Origin of the sequence: Bradyrhizobium sp. BEA-2-5 (assembly GCF_032918025.1) — a bacterium.
GTDB classification, from domain to species: Bacteria; Pseudomonadota; Alphaproteobacteria; order Rhizobiales; family Xanthobacteraceae; genus Bradyrhizobium; species Bradyrhizobium pachyrhizi.
Map to the genome: position 1 here is coordinate 230,190 of NZ_CP136629.1, position 15,974 is coordinate 246,163.

14 protein-coding genes are annotated in these 15,974 nt (G+C 65.4%); 4 read left to right on the plus strand and 10 right to left on the minus strand.

Going from position 1 to position 15,974, the window contains the following annotated elements:
- Positions 1 to 32 precede the first annotated feature (32 nt).
- The 3 genes from lptE to RX327_RS01080 all read right to left on the minus strand — a co-directional run bounded on the left by lptE (position 33) and on the right by RX327_RS01080 (position 5,153).
- Positions 33 to 587, minus strand: a complete 555-nt coding sequence (gene lptE, locus RX327_RS01070) for an LPS assembly lipoprotein LptE (RefSeq protein WP_317249208.1) — start codon at positions 585 to 587, stop codon at positions 33 to 35.
- Positions 574 to 3,198: a leucine--tRNA ligase gene (leuS, locus tag RX327_RS01075; protein WP_317249209.1), complete on the minus strand. Its 2,625-nt coding sequence runs from the start codon at positions 3,196 to 3,198 to the stop codon at positions 574 to 576. The genes lptE and leuS overlap by 14 nt, the downstream gene beginning before the upstream one ends.
- Before the next feature lie 263 nt (positions 3,199 to 3,461).
- Positions 3,462 to 5,153 (minus strand): diguanylate cyclase domain-containing protein, encoded by a 1,692-nt coding sequence (locus tag RX327_RS01080; RefSeq protein ID WP_317249210.1) that lies wholly within the window; start codon positions 5,151 to 5,153, stop codon positions 3,462 to 3,464.
- 109 nt (positions 5,154 to 5,262) lie between these two features.
- Between RX327_RS01080 and RX327_RS01085 the strand changes: the two genes are divergently transcribed.
- Complete coding sequence (locus RX327_RS01085) at positions 5,263 to 5,967, plus strand: YggS family pyridoxal phosphate-dependent enzyme (RefSeq protein WP_317249211.1); 705 nt, start codon at positions 5,263 to 5,265, stop codon at positions 5,965 to 5,967.
- A gap of 145 nt (positions 5,968 to 6,112) precedes the next feature.
- On the opposite strand, the gene RX327_RS01090 is transcribed toward RX327_RS01085, so the two are convergent.
- The gene (locus RX327_RS01090) at positions 6,113 to 6,898 is read right to left on the minus strand and encodes a 2-keto-4-pentenoate hydratase (protein ID WP_317249212.1); all 786 of its coding nucleotides are present in this window, start codon (positions 6,896 to 6,898) and stop codon (positions 6,113 to 6,115) included.
- Positions 6,899 to 7,002: 104 nt separating this feature from the next.
- Positions 7,003 to 7,542 carry a L,D-transpeptidase gene (locus RX327_RS01095; RefSeq protein ID WP_317249213.1) on the minus strand — a complete coding sequence of 180 codons (540 nt, stop codon included), beginning with the start codon at positions 7,540 to 7,542 and terminating at the stop codon, positions 7,003 to 7,005.
- 242 nt (positions 7,543 to 7,784) lie between these two features.
- Between RX327_RS01095 and RX327_RS01100 the strand changes: the two genes are divergently transcribed.
- A complete protein-coding gene (locus tag RX327_RS01100) occupies positions 7,785 to 8,471 on the plus strand; it encodes a response regulator transcription factor (protein WP_008142830.1) in 687 nt (228 codons plus the stop codon).
- Between the two features lie 57 nt (positions 8,472 to 8,528).
- Positions 8,529 to 8,969, plus strand: a complete 441-nt coding sequence (locus RX327_RS01105) for a cyclic nucleotide-binding domain-containing protein (RefSeq protein ID WP_317249214.1) — start codon at positions 8,529 to 8,531, stop codon at positions 8,967 to 8,969.
- A 123-nt stretch (positions 8,970 to 9,092) separates the two neighbouring features.
- Here RX327_RS01105 and RX327_RS01110 read toward each other — a convergent pair whose 3' ends face one another.
- From RX327_RS01110 to RX327_RS01125, 4 genes are all read right to left on the minus strand, one after another.
- Positions 9,093 to 9,908, minus strand: coding sequence for an exodeoxyribonuclease III (locus RX327_RS01110; RefSeq protein WP_317249215.1), 816 nt, complete (start codon positions 9,906 to 9,908; stop codon positions 9,093 to 9,095).
- A 165-nt stretch (positions 9,909 to 10,073) separates the two neighbouring features.
- Positions 10,074 to 10,892 (minus strand): outer membrane lipoprotein carrier protein LolA, encoded by an 819-nt coding sequence (locus tag RX327_RS01115; protein ID WP_317249216.1) that lies wholly within the window; start codon positions 10,890 to 10,892, stop codon positions 10,074 to 10,076.
- 100 nt (positions 10,893 to 10,992) lie between these two features.
- Positions 10,993 to 13,476 carry a DNA translocase FtsK gene (locus RX327_RS01120; protein WP_317249217.1) on the minus strand — a complete coding sequence of 828 codons (2,484 nt, stop codon included), beginning with the start codon at positions 13,474 to 13,476 and terminating at the stop codon, positions 10,993 to 10,995.
- A gap of 16 nt (positions 13,477 to 13,492) precedes the next feature.
- On the minus strand, positions 13,493 to 14,719 hold the full coding sequence (locus tag RX327_RS01125; RefSeq protein ID WP_317249218.1) for an aminotransferase class I/II-fold pyridoxal phosphate-dependent enzyme: 1,227 nt from the start codon (positions 14,717 to 14,719) through the stop codon (positions 13,493 to 13,495).
- 179 nt (positions 14,720 to 14,898) lie between these two features.
- Here RX327_RS01125 and RX327_RS01130 point away from each other — a divergent pair, with 179 nt between their 5' ends.
- A complete protein-coding gene (locus RX327_RS01130) occupies positions 14,899 to 15,372 on the plus strand; it encodes an NUDIX domain-containing protein (RefSeq protein WP_050383519.1) in 474 nt (157 codons plus the stop codon).
- Between the two features lie 185 nt (positions 15,373 to 15,557).
- Here RX327_RS01130 and RX327_RS01135 read toward each other — a convergent pair whose 3' ends face one another.
- The gene (locus RX327_RS01135; protein WP_050383520.1) at positions 15,558 to 15,962 is read right to left on the minus strand and encodes a GFA family protein; all 405 of its coding nucleotides are present in this window, start codon (positions 15,960 to 15,962) and stop codon (positions 15,558 to 15,560) included.
- Positions 15,963 to 15,974: the final 12 nt, after the last annotated feature.

A 15,974-nucleotide genomic window follows, 5' to 3' on the forward strand; every position in this document is an offset into this window, starting at 1 on the left:
CCGCTGGCGCGCCCCGGAATGACGCCAACGCATCAAGTTCCGGTGGAGAAGAAGGAGGCGAGCCGGGTGGAGATGTTCTCGGCGATCTCGTTGGCGGCACGATCCTCGGCATCGCGCACGGCGCGGGTGCGCGAGAAGCGCTGATAGGATCCCGGCATGTCATAGGACACGCGTGAGAATGTCGAGCCTGTCATGACAGACTTGTTCGACGCGATCTCGACCAGGTTGAACTGGGCGTCGATGCCGTAGTTTTCGCTGGTCGGCAGCGCCGTGGCCTGGTCGATCATCAGCGAGGAGCGGCTGGTGGTGAACCGCAGCACCAGCCGATGCGTCGGCGCCACGCCGGTGGCGGTGCCGTAGAGCTTGAAGGCGAGGGCGTTGCGGACCTCGACGCCGACCCGGGCCTCGCGCGAGGCGTTCGGCTTGTCGACCGGCGGAACCTCGACGGCCATCAGCTTTTCGCGCAGGGCGGACGACTGGCCGTCGGTGCGCTCGGCATACATCGGCTGGAAGCAGCCTGCCGTCAGCGCCGCCAATGCAGCGACTGCCAGCAAGCGGGCTGCGATACGGATCCTAGCCGACAACATTCACGATCCTCTTGGGAACGATGATCACCTTGCGAACGGGCTTGCCGTCCAGGGCCAGCTTTACCGCATCGAGGGCCAAAACGGCAGCCTCGATTTCCGGATTCTGGGCCGCTGTTGCAACTGTGACCTCACCCCGCTTCTTGCCGTTGACCTGGACCACCAGGGTCACGCTGTCTTCGACCAGCAAATCGCGTTCGATTTGGGGCCAATCGGCTTCCGAAACCAGCCCCTTCTGGCCCAGAACCCGCCAGCACTCCTCGGCCAGATGCGGCATCATCGGAGAGAACAGCTGCACCAGGATGGTCGCCGCTTCCTTGACGGCCCAAGCCAGGTCCGGCGCCGGCTTGTCGCCTTTCGCCAGCACCTCGGACAGCGCATTGGCGAACTCGCGGATATGGGCGAGACACACGTTGAAATGCAGCCGCTCGATCCCGGACGACACCTTGTCGAGCGCGCCATGGGCGGCCTTGCGCAACGCCAGCGCCTCGGGCCCGAACGTGGCCGGCCGGGCCGCCGGCGCTGTCTTGGCGATCTCGGCCGAATCGTTCACCAGCCGCCACAGCCGCTGCACGAAGCGCGAGGCGCCCTGGACGCGCTCGTCGCTCCAGATCACGTCGCGGTCGGGCGGGGAGTCCGAGAGCATGAACCAGCGGGCCACGTCGGCGCCATAGGTCTCGATGATGTCGTCGGGGTCGACCGTGTTCTTCTTCGACTTCGACATCTTCTCGATCGGGCCGATCTGGATGTCCTCGCCGGTGGCGAGCAACGTTGCGCGGCGCCCGTTGCCACCGACCTCGATCTTCACCTCGGCCGGCTGCACATAGGTGCCGTCGGCCTTCTGGTAGGTCTCGTGAACCACCATGCCTTGCGTGAACATGCCGGCGAACGGCTCGTCCAGCGTAATGTGCCCGGTCGCCTTCATCGCGCGGGTGAAGAAGCGGCTGTAGAGCAGATGCAGGATCGCGTGCTCGACGCCGCCGATATACTGGTCGACCGGCAGCATCCGGTTGGCGACCGCAGGGGTCGTCGGCGCGTTCTCGTTCCAGGGATCGGTGAAGCGCGCAAAGTACCAGGATGAATCCACGAAGGTGTCCATGGTGTCGGTTTCGCGCTGGGCCTTGCCGCCGCATTGCGGGCAGGTGACGTGCTTCCAGGTCGGATGATGATCCAGCGCGTTACCCGGTCTGTCGAAGGTGACATCCTCCGGCAGCGTCACCGGCAGCTGGTCGTCCGGCACCGGCACCACATCGCACTTGGGGCAATGGATGACTGGAATCGGGCAGCCCCAATAGCGCTGGCGCGAAATGCCCCAGTCGCGCAGGCGGAAATTCACTTGCCGCTCGCCGATCGGCGCGTTGCCGCGCAGCTCCGTCTCGAGACGCTTCGCAACCTCTTCCTTGGCCTGCTCGATGGTCATGCCGTCGAGGAAGCGCGAATTGATCATGCGGCCGTCACCGTCATAGGCGGTGTCGGTGATGACGAACGACTTCGGGTCCTGGCCCTCCGGACACACCACAGGCGTGTTGCCGAGACTGTACTTGTTGACGAAGTCGAGGTCGCGCTGGTCGTGCGCCGGGCAGCCGAAGATGGCGCCGGTGCCGTATTCCATCAGCACGAAGTTCGCGACATAGACCGGCAGCTTCCAGGACGGGTCGAACGGGTGCACCGCGCGGATGCCGGTGTCGAAGCCCTGCTTCTCCGCGGTGTCGATGATCTCCTGCGCGGTACCCATCTTCTTGATCTCTGCGATGAACTCCGCAAGCCTAGGGTTCTTCGCAGCGGCAGCCTGCGCCAGCGGATGATCCGCCGAGATCGCCATGAATTTCGCGCCGAACAGCGTGTCCGGGCGCGTCGTGAAGATCTTCAGCTCGCTCTCGCCGGCCGGCGTCGTCGCCGGATCCAGCGCGAAGCGGACCAGCAGGCCCTCTGAGCGGCCGATCCAGTTGCGCTGCATCAGCCGCACCTTGTCGGGCCAGCGGTCCAGCCCGTCCAGCGCGCTCAAGAGCTCCTGCGAGTACTTCGTGATCTTGAAGACCCACTGATTCATCTCGCGCTGCTCGACGACCGCGCCAGAACGCCAGCCGCGGCCGTCGATGACCTGCTCGTTGGCGAGCACGGTCATGTCGACGGGGTCCCAGTTCACCTTGCGCTTCTCGCGCTCGGCGAGACCTTCGCGCAGGAAGTCCAGGAACATCTTCTGCTGGTGCTTGTAATAGGAGGGATCGCAGGTTGCGATCTCGCGGCTCCAGTCCAGCGACAGCCCGATCGAGCGGAGCTGCTTCTTCATCGCGGCGATGTTGTCGTAGGTCCAGGCCTTCGGGGCGACATTGCGCTCGATCGCGGCGTTCTCGGCCGGCAGGCCGAAGGCATCCCAGCCCATCGGATGCAGCACGTTGAAGCCCTTGGCGCGCATGAAGCGGGCCAGTACGTCACCCAGGGTGTAATTCCGGACATGGCCGATATGGATGCGCCCGGAAGGGTAGGGGAACATCTCGAGCACATAGTATTTCGGCCGCGGATCGTCGTTCCTGGAGACGAAGATCGCCTGCTCGTCCCAGAGGCGTTGCCAGCGCGGTTCGGCGTCGCGGGCGTTATAGCGTTCGGAGGTCATGGAATCGCAAGGATTTTGGGTGGCTTTGGGTGGTTTTCGGGTCCCGTCCGGGGACGGCGGACTAGGCCACAAAAGCGCCTGCGCGGTCAACGGCTTGGGGCCTCCAAACGCCCCATCCCCTCGCGCAGCCGCCCTGCCGCTGTCGCAGGGGCTCCGTCTGCAGCCTCCTCGTCGTCCTGGCCTTCGCCAGGACGACGCTGAATATGCTGCGTCGCCGATGGTCATGGTTCCGCGCTCATCGCGCCGCTCGACCAGGCACGATCTCAGCTTGCCAGCGCCATCCCGGCTTCGTCCAGCGTCTGCAGGAAGCCGTGCTCGATCACGGCATTCCTGCCGCGGCGCTTGGCGGCGTAGAGGGCGGCATCCGCGGCTTCGATCAGGTCGCCGGGGCGCTGGGTCTCGTTCGGCCTGGTCGTCGCGACGCCGACGCTGACGGTGACGACGCAATGGCTCGAGGATGCATGCGGCACGGCGAGGCCGAGCACGGCGGTGCGCACGGTCTCGCCGATCGCGAGCGCATGCGCGGCGTCGGTATTCGGCAGCAAGAGGCAGAATTCCTCGCCGCCATAGCGCGCCGCAAAGCCCATCGTGTCGGCGGCGATGCCGGACAGCGACTCGCCGAGCCGGGTCAGGCAGGAATCGCCTTCGAGATGGCCGTAAGTGTCGTTGAACAGCTTGAAATGGTCGACGTCGATCATCAGCAGCGACAGCTCGCATTCATATTGCTGCGCGCGCATCCATTCGAAATCGAGCCGGCTCTGGAAACCGCGGCGGTTGGCGAGCCCCGACAGCATGTCGATCGAGGCCATCACCGTCAGCCGGTCGTTGCTCGCAATCAGCTCGCGCTCGCGCTGGCTCAGCTGCGCAGCCATCGCGTTGAGGGCGCGGGCCAGCGGAACGAATTCGGCCGGCAGCTTGTGCTTGGCGACGCGCGCCGACCAGTCGCCCTCGCCGAACCGCCGCGCCATGCCGGTCATCAGCTCGATCGGATGGATGACGAGCCGCTCGGCGCCGACCAGCGCACCCAGCAAAACGAAAAGGCAGACGAATCCGAGCTGCAGATAGGCGGTGCGGATCTCGCGGTTGATCGCCGCCGTCACCTTGGCCTCGTCCATGCTCACGATCAGCCGGGACTGCGTGCCGGCGATGCGCGCGAAGCTCAGCGTGCGCTGTGCGCCGTCGGACGCGGTGAACGACACCGAGCCGGACGGCTCGTCATAGCTCAGCGCCTTCTCGGCGATCGCCGCCATCAGCGGGATGGTGTCGAGCGAACGGCCGATCAGGCTCGCATGGTCGGCGGGCGCGGCGATCACGACGCCGGTAGAGTCAACCAGCACGGCCGACATGCCGGGCTGGCCGCCGAGATTGGCCATGATCTGCGACAGCCAGTCGATATTGATGCCGGCGACCACGACGGCATCCTGCTCCGGATTGATCGCGGCCACCGGATAGGCGGCCATCATCATCGGGCGGCCGTTGGTCCTGCCACGCAGATAGTCACTGAACACGAAGCCGCGGTTGTCCTGCGCCTTCTTGAAATATTCGCGGTCGCCGACATTGAGGCCGACCTGGACGTTGAGGGTCGAGCACTGCACCAGCCCGTCCCTGGAGACGAACATGATGCTGCGGATCCAGGGCAGCACCGTCGGCAGGCTGGCGCGCAGCACCTCGCAGCTCTGCGCGATGCCGCCGGAAGCGCGGATGTAGGCTGCGGACTTCAGCATGGTCTCGACCGAGGAGACCACCTCGCGCTGGGTTTCCGCGGCATGCGCGGTGAGGCTGGCATAGCCGGCCGCGGCTTGCGCGATCTGCTTGCTGCGGGAATCCTCCAGCGTGCGGACGCGGTCCAGCATCAGGGGCGCGACCAGCATCAGCGCAAGCAAGGCCAGCCGGGCACGAATTCCCAGAACCTTCTTGAGCCTGACCCGGTTGCGGTTGAAAGTTACGCCCGACATTCTGTTCCCTTGCCCGTGCGCAAGGTAGAATGCAGGGCTTCAAAAAGCCTTTCCCGAATTTGGTAAAATTCGAGCCAACCCCCCGCACCTGTCAGAGAACGGCACAAGCATGACGCAAAGCCCGACCACGCCGTTACCGGCCGATTCACCACATGGCCTAGCCGCCGTCGAACGCGAGATCGCGCATGCCTGCAAGGAAGCGCGGCGCGATCGTGCGTCGGTGACCTTGATCGCGGTGTCGAAGACGTTCGCGGCCGACGCAATTTTGCCGATTATCGGCGCCGGACAGCGCGTATTTGGCGAAAATCGCGTGCAGGAGGCCAAGGGCAAGTGGCCGGCGCTAACCCAGGCTCATCCGAGACTGCAGCTGCATCTGATCGGGCCGCTGCAATCGAACAAGGCGAAAGAGGCGGTCGCGCTGTTCGACGCGATCCATTCGGTCGATCGCCCGAGCATTTGCCAGGCATTAGCCAAGGAAATCGAATCCCAGAACAAGCACCCGCAGCTCTTCGTCCAGATCAATACCGGCGAGGAACCGCAGAAGGCCGGCGTCGCGCCGCAGGATGCGGATACCTTCATCGCGGCATGCCGCGACACCTATGGGCTCACGATCTCCGGACTGATGTGCATCCCGCCGGTCGACGAACCGCCGGCCGCGCATTTTGCCCTCACCGCCAAGATCGCCGCGCGCAATGGATTGAAGAACCTCTCGATGGGGATGAGCGCCGATTTCGCCACCGCGATCATGCTGGGCGCCACCCATGTGCGGGTCGGGTCGGCGATCTTTGGCACGCGGACGGTGCCGCATAACTGACTGTCGTCCTGGCGAATGCCAGGACCCATAACCACCGTTGTCGCTTGCAGGATGAGTGTCTCGCCGCGCGCCCTTTTCTGAGGCCGCGGTGTATGGGTCCTGGCCTTCGCCAGGACGACATTGGTGCATGTGGCGGGTGCGCAGCCTACGCGAACTTCACCGACACATTTCCGATCGCGCCGAAATCGGCCGCGAATTCATCGCCGGCGGCAATCGGCAGCGGTGGGTGGCAGGTGCCTGTGGTGACGACCTCGCCTGCCCGCAAGGTCAGCCCCAGCGCGCGCAGCTCGTTGGCAAGCCAGGCGAGCGCAACGCGGGGATCGCCGAGCACGTTCCTGCCGTGGCCGACATAGCGCTCGCCGCGCAGCGTGATCTGCGGGCGTTCCGCGACGAGATCCATCGCGCGCCAGTCCGCCGACGTCGCCGCGCCCAGCACGAACAGATGCGCGCAGGCATTGTCGGCGATCAGCTGCGCCTCGCCGGCGGCGACGAAATCGGCGAAACGCGAATCCGGAATCTCGATCGCCGGATGCAGCGTCCCGACGGCCTCCAACACCTCCTGCACGCTGTAAGGCGTCGTGCGCGGCGCGAGGTCGCGCCCCATCCGAAAGGCGAATTCCGGCTCGCCGACGCGCATCTCGTTGCCCTTCATCGGCGCAGTGCCGCCATCCGGTATCACCGTCTCGGCAAGGATGCGCCCGGCGAGCGGTCCGGTGACATTGATGTGCTTCTGGCCGGCCGCGCTGGTCGCCGCGATCTTCCAGCCGAACAGCTTTTCGCGCGACGTCTTTTCCAGCTCGGCCTGCACCGCATAGCCCTCGGCGCGATCGCGCGGCCGAATTGCGCCATCGAGCGCTGTGAGCTTGGTGCCGGCGTGCCAGTGATCGTGCAGGACCTTCGAGGCGGCGGCGATCCGGTTGTTGTCGAGCATGCTGTTTCGCTCCCCGCGGGAATTATTCTCTTCTGTGCACGATCTCAGCACAAACGCGTCGCGTCTGTCGCGTGGGAAAAGCGATGTTCAGCCATTCGACAACTCTAGCCGATGATGATCCTGGTCTGCGGCGACATCCGCCGCAACAGCCGCAGCATCGACGCCTTCGTCATGGAGACGCAGCCCGCGGTCGGGCCGAAATTGTCGCGGGCCAGGTGCAGGAACACCGCGCTGCCGCGGCCGGCGATGCGCGGTCTGGTGTTGTGGTCGATCTCGATGATGAAGTCATAGAGGTGGTCCTCGCGAGTCAGGCGGTCGCCGCCCTGCGCGCGATCGAGCCGGATCGGCTGGTTGTAGTGACGGTCGGCGGGGTCCTCGCACCAGGCGTCCTCGCGGCGGATCGGCCGGGTCGGCAGGAAAGTCGTCGGACGCTGGTGCCGGTCGGCGCGCCACCAGAGCTGGCGCGGATGGAAGACGCCGCGCGGCGTGCCGCCGTCGCCCTCGCGCTTGTTGGCGATGATTCCGCCGCGTCCGAGCGCCACCGGCACGGTCCAGCCGTCGGCCGACAGCCAGCCCCGGCGCGGGTCGCCGGCGGCTGCTCGGACCTCGATGATGGAGAGCGGGCGATCACGTTTAACTGTCATATAAGTGATTGAAATAGCTGACATTCCCTTAAGAATCGTTCCAAACTGAGCTTGCCTTGGAGGTTCAGAACATCCTATCTCCCGGCATTACAGGACATTCACGTCCTGCCCCGCCGGATTTGAGGTAGACTGCGTTGCCTTGTGAATCGGTAACAATCGCCTACCTGAGCACATATCTAGCCGATGTTACGGCCATAAGCGTCCTCCGCTTCTGACCGCCCCGCCCCCGAAGGATTGTACCTATGGCCAATGCCCGCAAGATCCTGATCGTGGATGACGATACCGATCTGCGCGATACGTTGGTGGAGCAATTATCGCTGCACGAAGAATTCGAAGCCTCCGCGGTCGACACCGGCGCCAAGGGCGCGAGCGCCGCAAAGGCGAATTCTCCCGATCTCGTCCTGATGGATGTCGGCCTGCCCGATACCGACGGCCGCGAAGTCGTCCGTTCCTTGCGCAAGGGAGGATTCAAGGCCCCGATCATCATGCTGACCGGGCACGACACCGATTCCGACACGATCCTGGGGCTGGAATCCGGCGCCAACGACTATGTCGCAAAGCCCTTCCGCTTCGCCGTTCTGCTGGCCCGCATCCGTGCCCAGCTCCGCCAGCACGAGGCCAGCGAGGATGCGGTGTTCTCGGTCGGCCCCTACTCCTTCCGTCCCGGCTCGAAGATGCTGACCGCGGCCAATGCGCGCAAGGTCCGCCTCACCGAGAAGGAAACGGCGATTCTCCGCTTCCTCTACCGGGCCGGCCAGATGCCGGTGTCGCGCGAGACCCTGCTCCAGGAGGTCTGGGGCTACAATTCCGGCGTCACCACCCACACGCTGGAAACCCACATCTATCGGCTTCGCCAGAAGATCGAGAAGGACGCCGCCAACCCCGAGATCCTGGTTACCGAAGCCGGTGGCTACAAGCTGGTGCCGTGATACGTTTTGCGCTCAACGATTCGTGAAATCGAGGCGCACCGCGGTTACCGGACCGGAATGTCAATCGACGACGACGTAGCGCTTCTCGAGCGTGTCCCGACACTGCGCCTGTTGGGAGACGCCTCGTTGCGCATGCTGGCGATCGGTTCCGAGCAGCGTGACTTCAACGCAGGCGACGTGCTGTTCAAGGCCGGCGACGCTGCGGACGCCGGCTATGTCGTGCAGCGCGGCACCTTCCGCGTCGAGGAAGGCGGCGCTGAGATCATCGCCGGGCCCGGCGCGCTGATCGGCGAGCTCGCCTTGATCGTCGCCATGAAGCGGCCGTCGACCGCCACCGCGCTGGAGCGCGGCTCCGTCATCCGCGTCGCACGCAGCCTGTTCCAGCGCGTGCTGGAGAGCGACCCCGCCGCCGCCGTGCGCCTGCGCGACGAATTCGCGGTGCGCTCCAGCCAGATCGCCAGCGATATATTGATGGCCGGCGCGAAGCTGACTACGTAGTACCTCGTCGTCCCGGACAAGCGAGCGTCGCGAGCGCGATCCGGGGCCCATACGCTGCGGCCCATCCTTGGGCACACGGGCCGACGGCTTTGCCAGGTCCCTGCTTTCGCAGGGACGACAACCCTAAACCTCCATCACCGCCGTCACGGGCACGTGGTCCGATGGACGCTCCCAGCTCCGCGCGTCGCGCAGGATCCTGAAATCGCTGACCGCGTCCTTCAGCGCGCGCGAGACCCAGATGTGATCGAGCCTGCGGCCGCGATCGCCGACGGTCCAGTCGGCGGAACGATAGCTCCACCACGTATAGACCTTCTCCGACATCGGGATGCGCTCGCGCGCGACGTCGATCCATTCGCCAGCGGCGAGCGCCGCCTTCAGCTTCTCGGTCTCGACGGGTGTGTGCGAGACGACTTTCAGAAGCTGCTTGTGCGACCACACGTCGTTCTCGTGCGGGGCAACGTTGAGGTCGCCGACCAGGATGTGGCGGTCATCGCCGCGCGGATGCAGCGGCTCGCACGCCTTCATCTCGTCGAGGAAGCGAAGCTTGTGATCGAACTTCTCGTTCAGCGCCGGATCGGGGATGTCGCCGCCGGCGGGCACGTAGAAATTATGCAGCACCAAAGGCTTTGCGATGCCCGCCCTCTCGCCGAACGATACCGAGATGTGGCGCGAATCCACCTTGTCGCAGAACGTCCTGATGTCGGTCGTCTCGAACGGCAGGCGCGAGACGATGGCGACGCCGTGATAGCCCTTCTGCCCGTTCAGCGCGACGTGCTCATAGCCGAGCCGCTTGAAGCGCTTCAGCGGAAAGGCGTCGTCGATGCACTTGGTCTCCTGCAGGCACAGCACCTCCGGCCGCGCGCTCTTCAAGAATTTCGCGACCAGGTCGATGCGCAGTCGCACCGAATTGATGTTCCAGGTTGTGACGGAGAACCGCATGAGGACCGCGTCTTAGCATGGTTCTCGGTGCGGGTTGGCGCTTTGTCCACAAGCAAGCGCTTGTGGGATGGGTAGAGCGAAGCGAAACCCGTCATTGACGCGGCGCGCCGTGATCGCGATGGGCTTCGCTGCGCTCTACCCATCCCACGCAACTACGCAGCGCGCCTACCCCGGCGAGGTGCCGGGATAGGTCGTGAAGTCGATCTTGAACAGTGCCGGATCGGGCTTCTGCGTCGCGTCGAGATTGTAGACCGCAACGGTGGTGTCGTAGCCCTGCGGGTCGGTGACGGTCCACTGCTTGAGCTGTCCGTCCTTGGCGCCGAACATCAGGAGCAGCCGGCTGGTGCCGACCAGCGCCTGCTTCTCCTCGATGGTGACGCTGACGAAGACGTCGTCGGCCGAGACGTTGACGACGTTGGTGTCCTTCATCAGGTCGATGCGGTCGGACAGCAGGAAACGCAGCGGCGTCTGCGACAGCGGATAGATGTCCTGGGTCGCGAGCTTGCGGTCGCGCACCACCAGCGAGGATCCGTCGGCGACGATGTCGATCGGACTCGGTGCGTCATATTCGAAGCGCACCTTGCCGGGCTTCTGGATATAGAAATCGCCCTGTGTCTTGCTGCCGTCGGGGCCGACCTGGACGAAATTACCAACCAATGTCTGAAGCGACGACAGATAGGCGCTGACCTTGGCCGCCTGCGCTTTCTGGTTGGCATCGAAGGTCTGGAAGATGCTGGTCGGCACGTTGCGCCGCGGATCGGGAATCACCGGGTTCGGCGGTGCCTGGGTGGCGCCGGTCGTCGTCGGGCCCTTGTCCGCATTGGTCTGCGCGCCGGCGTCCTTCTTTGGCGCAGCCTTGGATCCGGCGTTGGGCGCGGGCTTCGGGGGCGGCGCATTCTGCGCAGTCGCCGAGCCGGCGATCGCGGCGGTGACGAGAAGAGCCAGCGCGGTGCGCGTGCCGCGGTCAATGAGGTGTTTTGCCATCAGATATGTCAGGTCTCTGTTCGACGCTCGTCCCGCTGCGCCGGATTTTATCCCGCCTCTTCCGAGGGAGATATGGTTTTTCCGTGATGATCGCCCCCGATCAGAACTGGCCTTCTTCCTCCCCGACCAGGATTTCGCGCTTTCCGGCGTGATTCGCCGGACCGACGATGCCCTCAAGTTCCATCCGCTCCATCAGCGAGGCCGCGCGGTTATAGCCGATCTGCAGCCGGCGCTGAATGTAGGAGGTCGAGGCTTTGCGATCGCGTTTGACGATGGCAACCGCCTGCTGGAATAGATCGCCGCCGCCATCCCCGCCCATGCCGGTCGCGTCGAACACGGCGCCGTCCTCGTCCTCGGCCGGCTCCTCGGCGGTAACGGCTTCGAGATATTCCGGCTGTCCCTGCGTCTTGAGGTGACGCACCACCTTCTCGACTTCCTCGTCGGAGGCGAAAGGTCCGTGCACGCGGCTGATGCGGCCGCCGCCGGCCATGTAGAGCATGTCGCCCTGGCCGAGCAGCTGCTCGGCGCCCATCTCGCCGAGAATGGTGCGGCTGTCGATCTTGGAGGTGACCTGGAAGGCGATGCGGGTCGGGAAGTTCGCCTTGATGGTGCCGGTGATGACGTCGACCGACGGACGCTGCGTGGCCAGGATCACGTGCAGGCCGGCGGCGCGCGCCATCTGCGCGAGACGCTGCACCGCGCCTTCGATGTCCTTGCCGGCGACCATCATCAGGTCGGCCATTTCGTCGACGATGATGACGATGTAGGGCAGCGGGTCGAGCGAGAGCTTCTCTTCCTCGTAGATCGCCTTGCCGGTCTCCTTGTCGAAGCCGGTATGCACCGTGCGCGTCGGCTCCTCGCCCTTGGCCTTCAGTTCGAGCAGGCGGGTGTTGTAGCCGTCGATGTTGCGAACGCCGAGCTTGGCCATGTTCTTGTAGCGCTCTTCCATCTCGCGCACGGCCCATTTCAGCGCGACCACCGCCTTCTTCGGATCGGTCACGACGGGCGTGAGCAGATGGGGAATGCCGTCATAGACGGAGAGTTCGAGCATCTTCGGATCGACCATGATCAGCCGGCACTGGTCCGGGCGCAGCCGGTAGACCAGGCTGAGGATCATGGTGTTGATCGCGACCGATTTGCCCGAGCCGGTGGTACCGGCGATCAGCATGTGCGGCGTGCGGGCGAGATCGATGATGACGGGATCGCCGCCGATGGTCTTGCCGAGGCACAGCGGCAGCTTTGCCACCGTGTCGGTCGCCTCCTTCGCCACCAGCAATTCGCGCAAATAGACCTTCTCGCGATGCGCGTTCGGCAGCTCGATGCCGATCGCGTTGCGGCCGGGCACGACCGCGACGCGCGCCGACAGCGCGCTCATCGAGCGGGCGATGTCGTCGGCAAGCCCGATCACGCGCGAGGACTTGATGCCGGGCGCCGGCTCCAATTCGTAGAGCGTAACGACGGGACCCGGATTGGCCTTCACGATCTCGCCGCGCACGCCGAAATCCTGCAGCACGCCCTCGAGCGAACGGGAATTGGTCTCCAGCTCGGCCTTGCTCAGCGGCTGGCGATCGCTGGCCTTCGGCGCACTGAGCACGGAGACCGAGGGCAGCTCGAACTTGTCGGAATTCTTCTTCTTCGGCTTCGGCTCGGCCTTCTTGCGCGGGGCGCGGGCGGCGGGAGCTTCTTCCTCCTCGTCCTCCTCTTCCTCATCGTCGTCGAAGGCTTCCGCCTCGTCCTCATCATGGTCTTCATGCGCGGGCGCGATCGAGGGCGCCGAGCGGCCGCCGCCGATATTCGGCTCCTGGCGCTCGAACGCAGCGCTGCGACCCTGGGCTCCGCTCGAGACCAGCGATTTGTAGGCGGTGGTCAGCAGCCAGCCGAGCCGCGCCTTGGTGCTCATCAGCGCGTGGAACAGCCAGCCCAGCGACACCGAGCCGCGATCGTTGTCTTCGTCCTCGACGAAAGGCTCGTCATCGTCGGAGATCGGCGTCAGCTCGTCGTCCTGCTCCTTGGCGCCCCAGCCGCAGGCGAACAGGAAGCTTGCCGCCATCGCGACGAACAGGATCAGGCCGAGCACGACACGATAGATGAAGCCGGGCGGGCCGAACACGACGGCCGGCGCGCGCACCAGCGCGTCGCCGACCACGCCGCCGAGGCCGGTCGGCAGCGGCCATGCGCCGCCATGCGGCCAGCAGCTGACGAAGCCCGCCGCGATCACCGTGCAGAGAATCCAGGAGCCGAGCCGCAGCGCTTCGCGGTCGAACGGGCGATGGGTCATCATGCGCCAGCCCCAGACCGCAACCGTCAGGACCAGCATGATCGCGCCGAGCCCGAGGATCTGCATTGCGAGGTCTGCACCGATCGCGCCGGCATAGCCGAGGATGTTGCGGATCGGCCGCGAGGTGGCGTGGCTGAGGCTGGGATCCTGCACCGACCACGTCATCAGCGCGGCCGAGGCGACGCCCGCCAGCGCGATCAGGCCGAGGCCGGTGAGCTCGCGCATGCGCCGCGCCAGACCCTCGCGGATCGATGGCGGCAGATGGCCGACCAGCGGAATGACACGTTCGATTGCTGGCATACTCAATCTTCGCGCTTCGCGATTAACCCAGGGTTTCGACCAGGCGATGCATCGCCTCGGCCGTCGATTCACTGTCGGAGACGAGCGCAAGGCGGATATAGCCCGCGCCCGGATTGGAACCGTCGTTCTGCTGGCGCGCCAGATAGCTGCCGGGAATCACGCGCACGCCGGCGTCGCGATAGAGCCGGACCGCCGCGGCCTCGTCGCCGCCGCGCTCGGAGACGTCGAGCCAGACGCAGAAGCCGCCGGCGGGACGCTTGTAGCCGTAGCGATTGCCGATGATCTGGTCGGCGAGATCGAACTTGATGCGGTAGAGCCTGCGGTTCTCCTCGACATGCGCTTCGTCGCCATAGGCGACGGTCGCGACATGCTGGAGCGGCACCGGCACCTGGGGCGCGGCAACGTTGCGCAGCTCGTGGAATGCGGCCAGAAACTTTCTATCGCCGGCGGCGAAGCCGACGCGCATGCCCGGCAGGTTGGAACGCTTCGACAGCGACTGGAACGCGACCACGCGGGTGAAGTCGGGGCCGGCGCATTCCAGAACGCTGCCAGGAGCCTCGCGGGTGTAGATCTCGGAATAGCACTCGTCGCTGAGGATCACGAAGCCGTAGCGGTCGGCGAGCTGCTTCAATCGTTTGAAATAATCGGGCGAGGCGACCGAGCCCTGTGGGTTGGCCGGCGAAGCCAGATAGAACGCCACCGTGCGCGCCAGCGTAGCCTCGTCGATGGCATCGAGATCGGGCAGGAAGCCGTTCTCGACCGTGGTCGGCAGATAGACCGGCTCGCACGCCGCGGCGCGGGTGCCGGCGCCATAGACCGGATAAAACGGGTTCGGCATCAGGATCGCCGGCCGGCCCTTGCGCGGCGCGACGTAGCGCGAGGCTGATATCGCGGCAAAGAACAGCCCCTCGCGGCTGCCGTTCAGCACCATCACCTCGCTCTCGGGATCGACCGGCCGCGGCAATTGGAACCGGCTTCCGAGCCAGCTCGCCACGGCGCGGCGGAACGGTTCGATGCCCTTGGCGATCGGGTAGCGGCCGAATTCGGCGGTATGCCTTGCCAGCACCGGGCCTACGAAATCGGGCACCGGGTGCTGCGGCTCGCCTAATGACAGCGTAATCAAGGGTTTGGCAGGCTGATAGGGCGCCAGCAGCTCGGTGGTACGCAGGAACGGGGAACGCTCGGCCTGGCCGGCGGATGCGACATCGCCGGCGCCCTGCGCCAAGCCGGATGAGGCGGTCATTGCCATGATTGAAATGCCAGCACTTTCACTGCGGTCGGAGGGTAAGGGCGCCGACCGTAAACCGATCAAGTCACCATAGATAGGGCGAGGTTAAGACGCGATTAACCATCGGCGGTGCGGCACGATCGGCCGTCGCGTGATATCAGCGCTGACGCCAGAAAACCGCATCGAACTTGCTTCGAGACATGATCCACCGCCGCGCCGTCCGGGCGCTCATCATCACCGGCGAGCGCGAAGTCCTGCTGATGCGGATTCGCCCGCCGCACGGCGGCGACCGCTTCTGGATCGCGCCGGGCGGCGGCGTCGAGTGTGACGAGACGGCGGAAGCGACGCTGCAGCGGGAACTGGCCGAGGAATTGGGGCTGATCGATTTCGAGCCCGGGCCCGCAATCTGGCGGCGTCACCACACCTTCAACTGGGGCGGCCGGCGGATTTCCCAGAAAGAGGAATACCGGATCGTGCACGCCGATCGCTTCGCGCCCGTGATGGCCGACGAGGCCGAGGCGCGCGTGCTCGATTGCTTCCGCTGGTGGCCGATCGCCGATCTATCCAGCGCGCGGGAGCGCCTGACGCCGCTGTCGCTTGCCGACATCCTCGAGCGCTATTTGCGCGACGGCGTACCGAGCGAGCTGCCGGATGAGGAGGTCCTGATCGACTGACGCTCGACTATCTTAACCTCCCCTTGAAAAGGGGAGGTCGCTTTGCTCGCGGGAGCAAAGCGGGTGGGGATCTGCTCTCTCCGCTTGCAGCGTCGCCTGCGGCTGACCCCCATCCCGACCTTCCCCGTTTCAGGGGGAAGGAGAAGCGGTATCCGTCAGCTCGATCTGTGCTTCGGCCTCGATGTCTACCGCGCCGGCAGCTTCTCGAACGACGGCTTGCCCTCGGGCAGGTGGTGGAAGGTCTGCTTGTCGCAGGTGTAGATCGTCATCTGCGGGGTGAACACCGAGGGGTCGTCGAAGGTGCCGACCTTCAGGATCGTGGCGGGCAGGCCCGGCACCTTGGTCACGAGATGCGTGCCGCATTCCGGGCAGAACTCGCGCGTCACGGCGCGGTCGAGATCCTTGCGGGTGAACTGCTTGGGCTCGCTGGCGGTGTATTTGAAGCCGGTGGCGGGCATCGCCATGAACATGTTCGGTCCGCCGCCCGTGATGTACTGGCATTCCCGGCACAGGCACTGCGCCGCCATCATCGGCTCGCCCTCGGCCTCATAGCGCACGTTGCCGCAATAGCACCTGCCTTGCACCTTCATGACGTCCTCCCG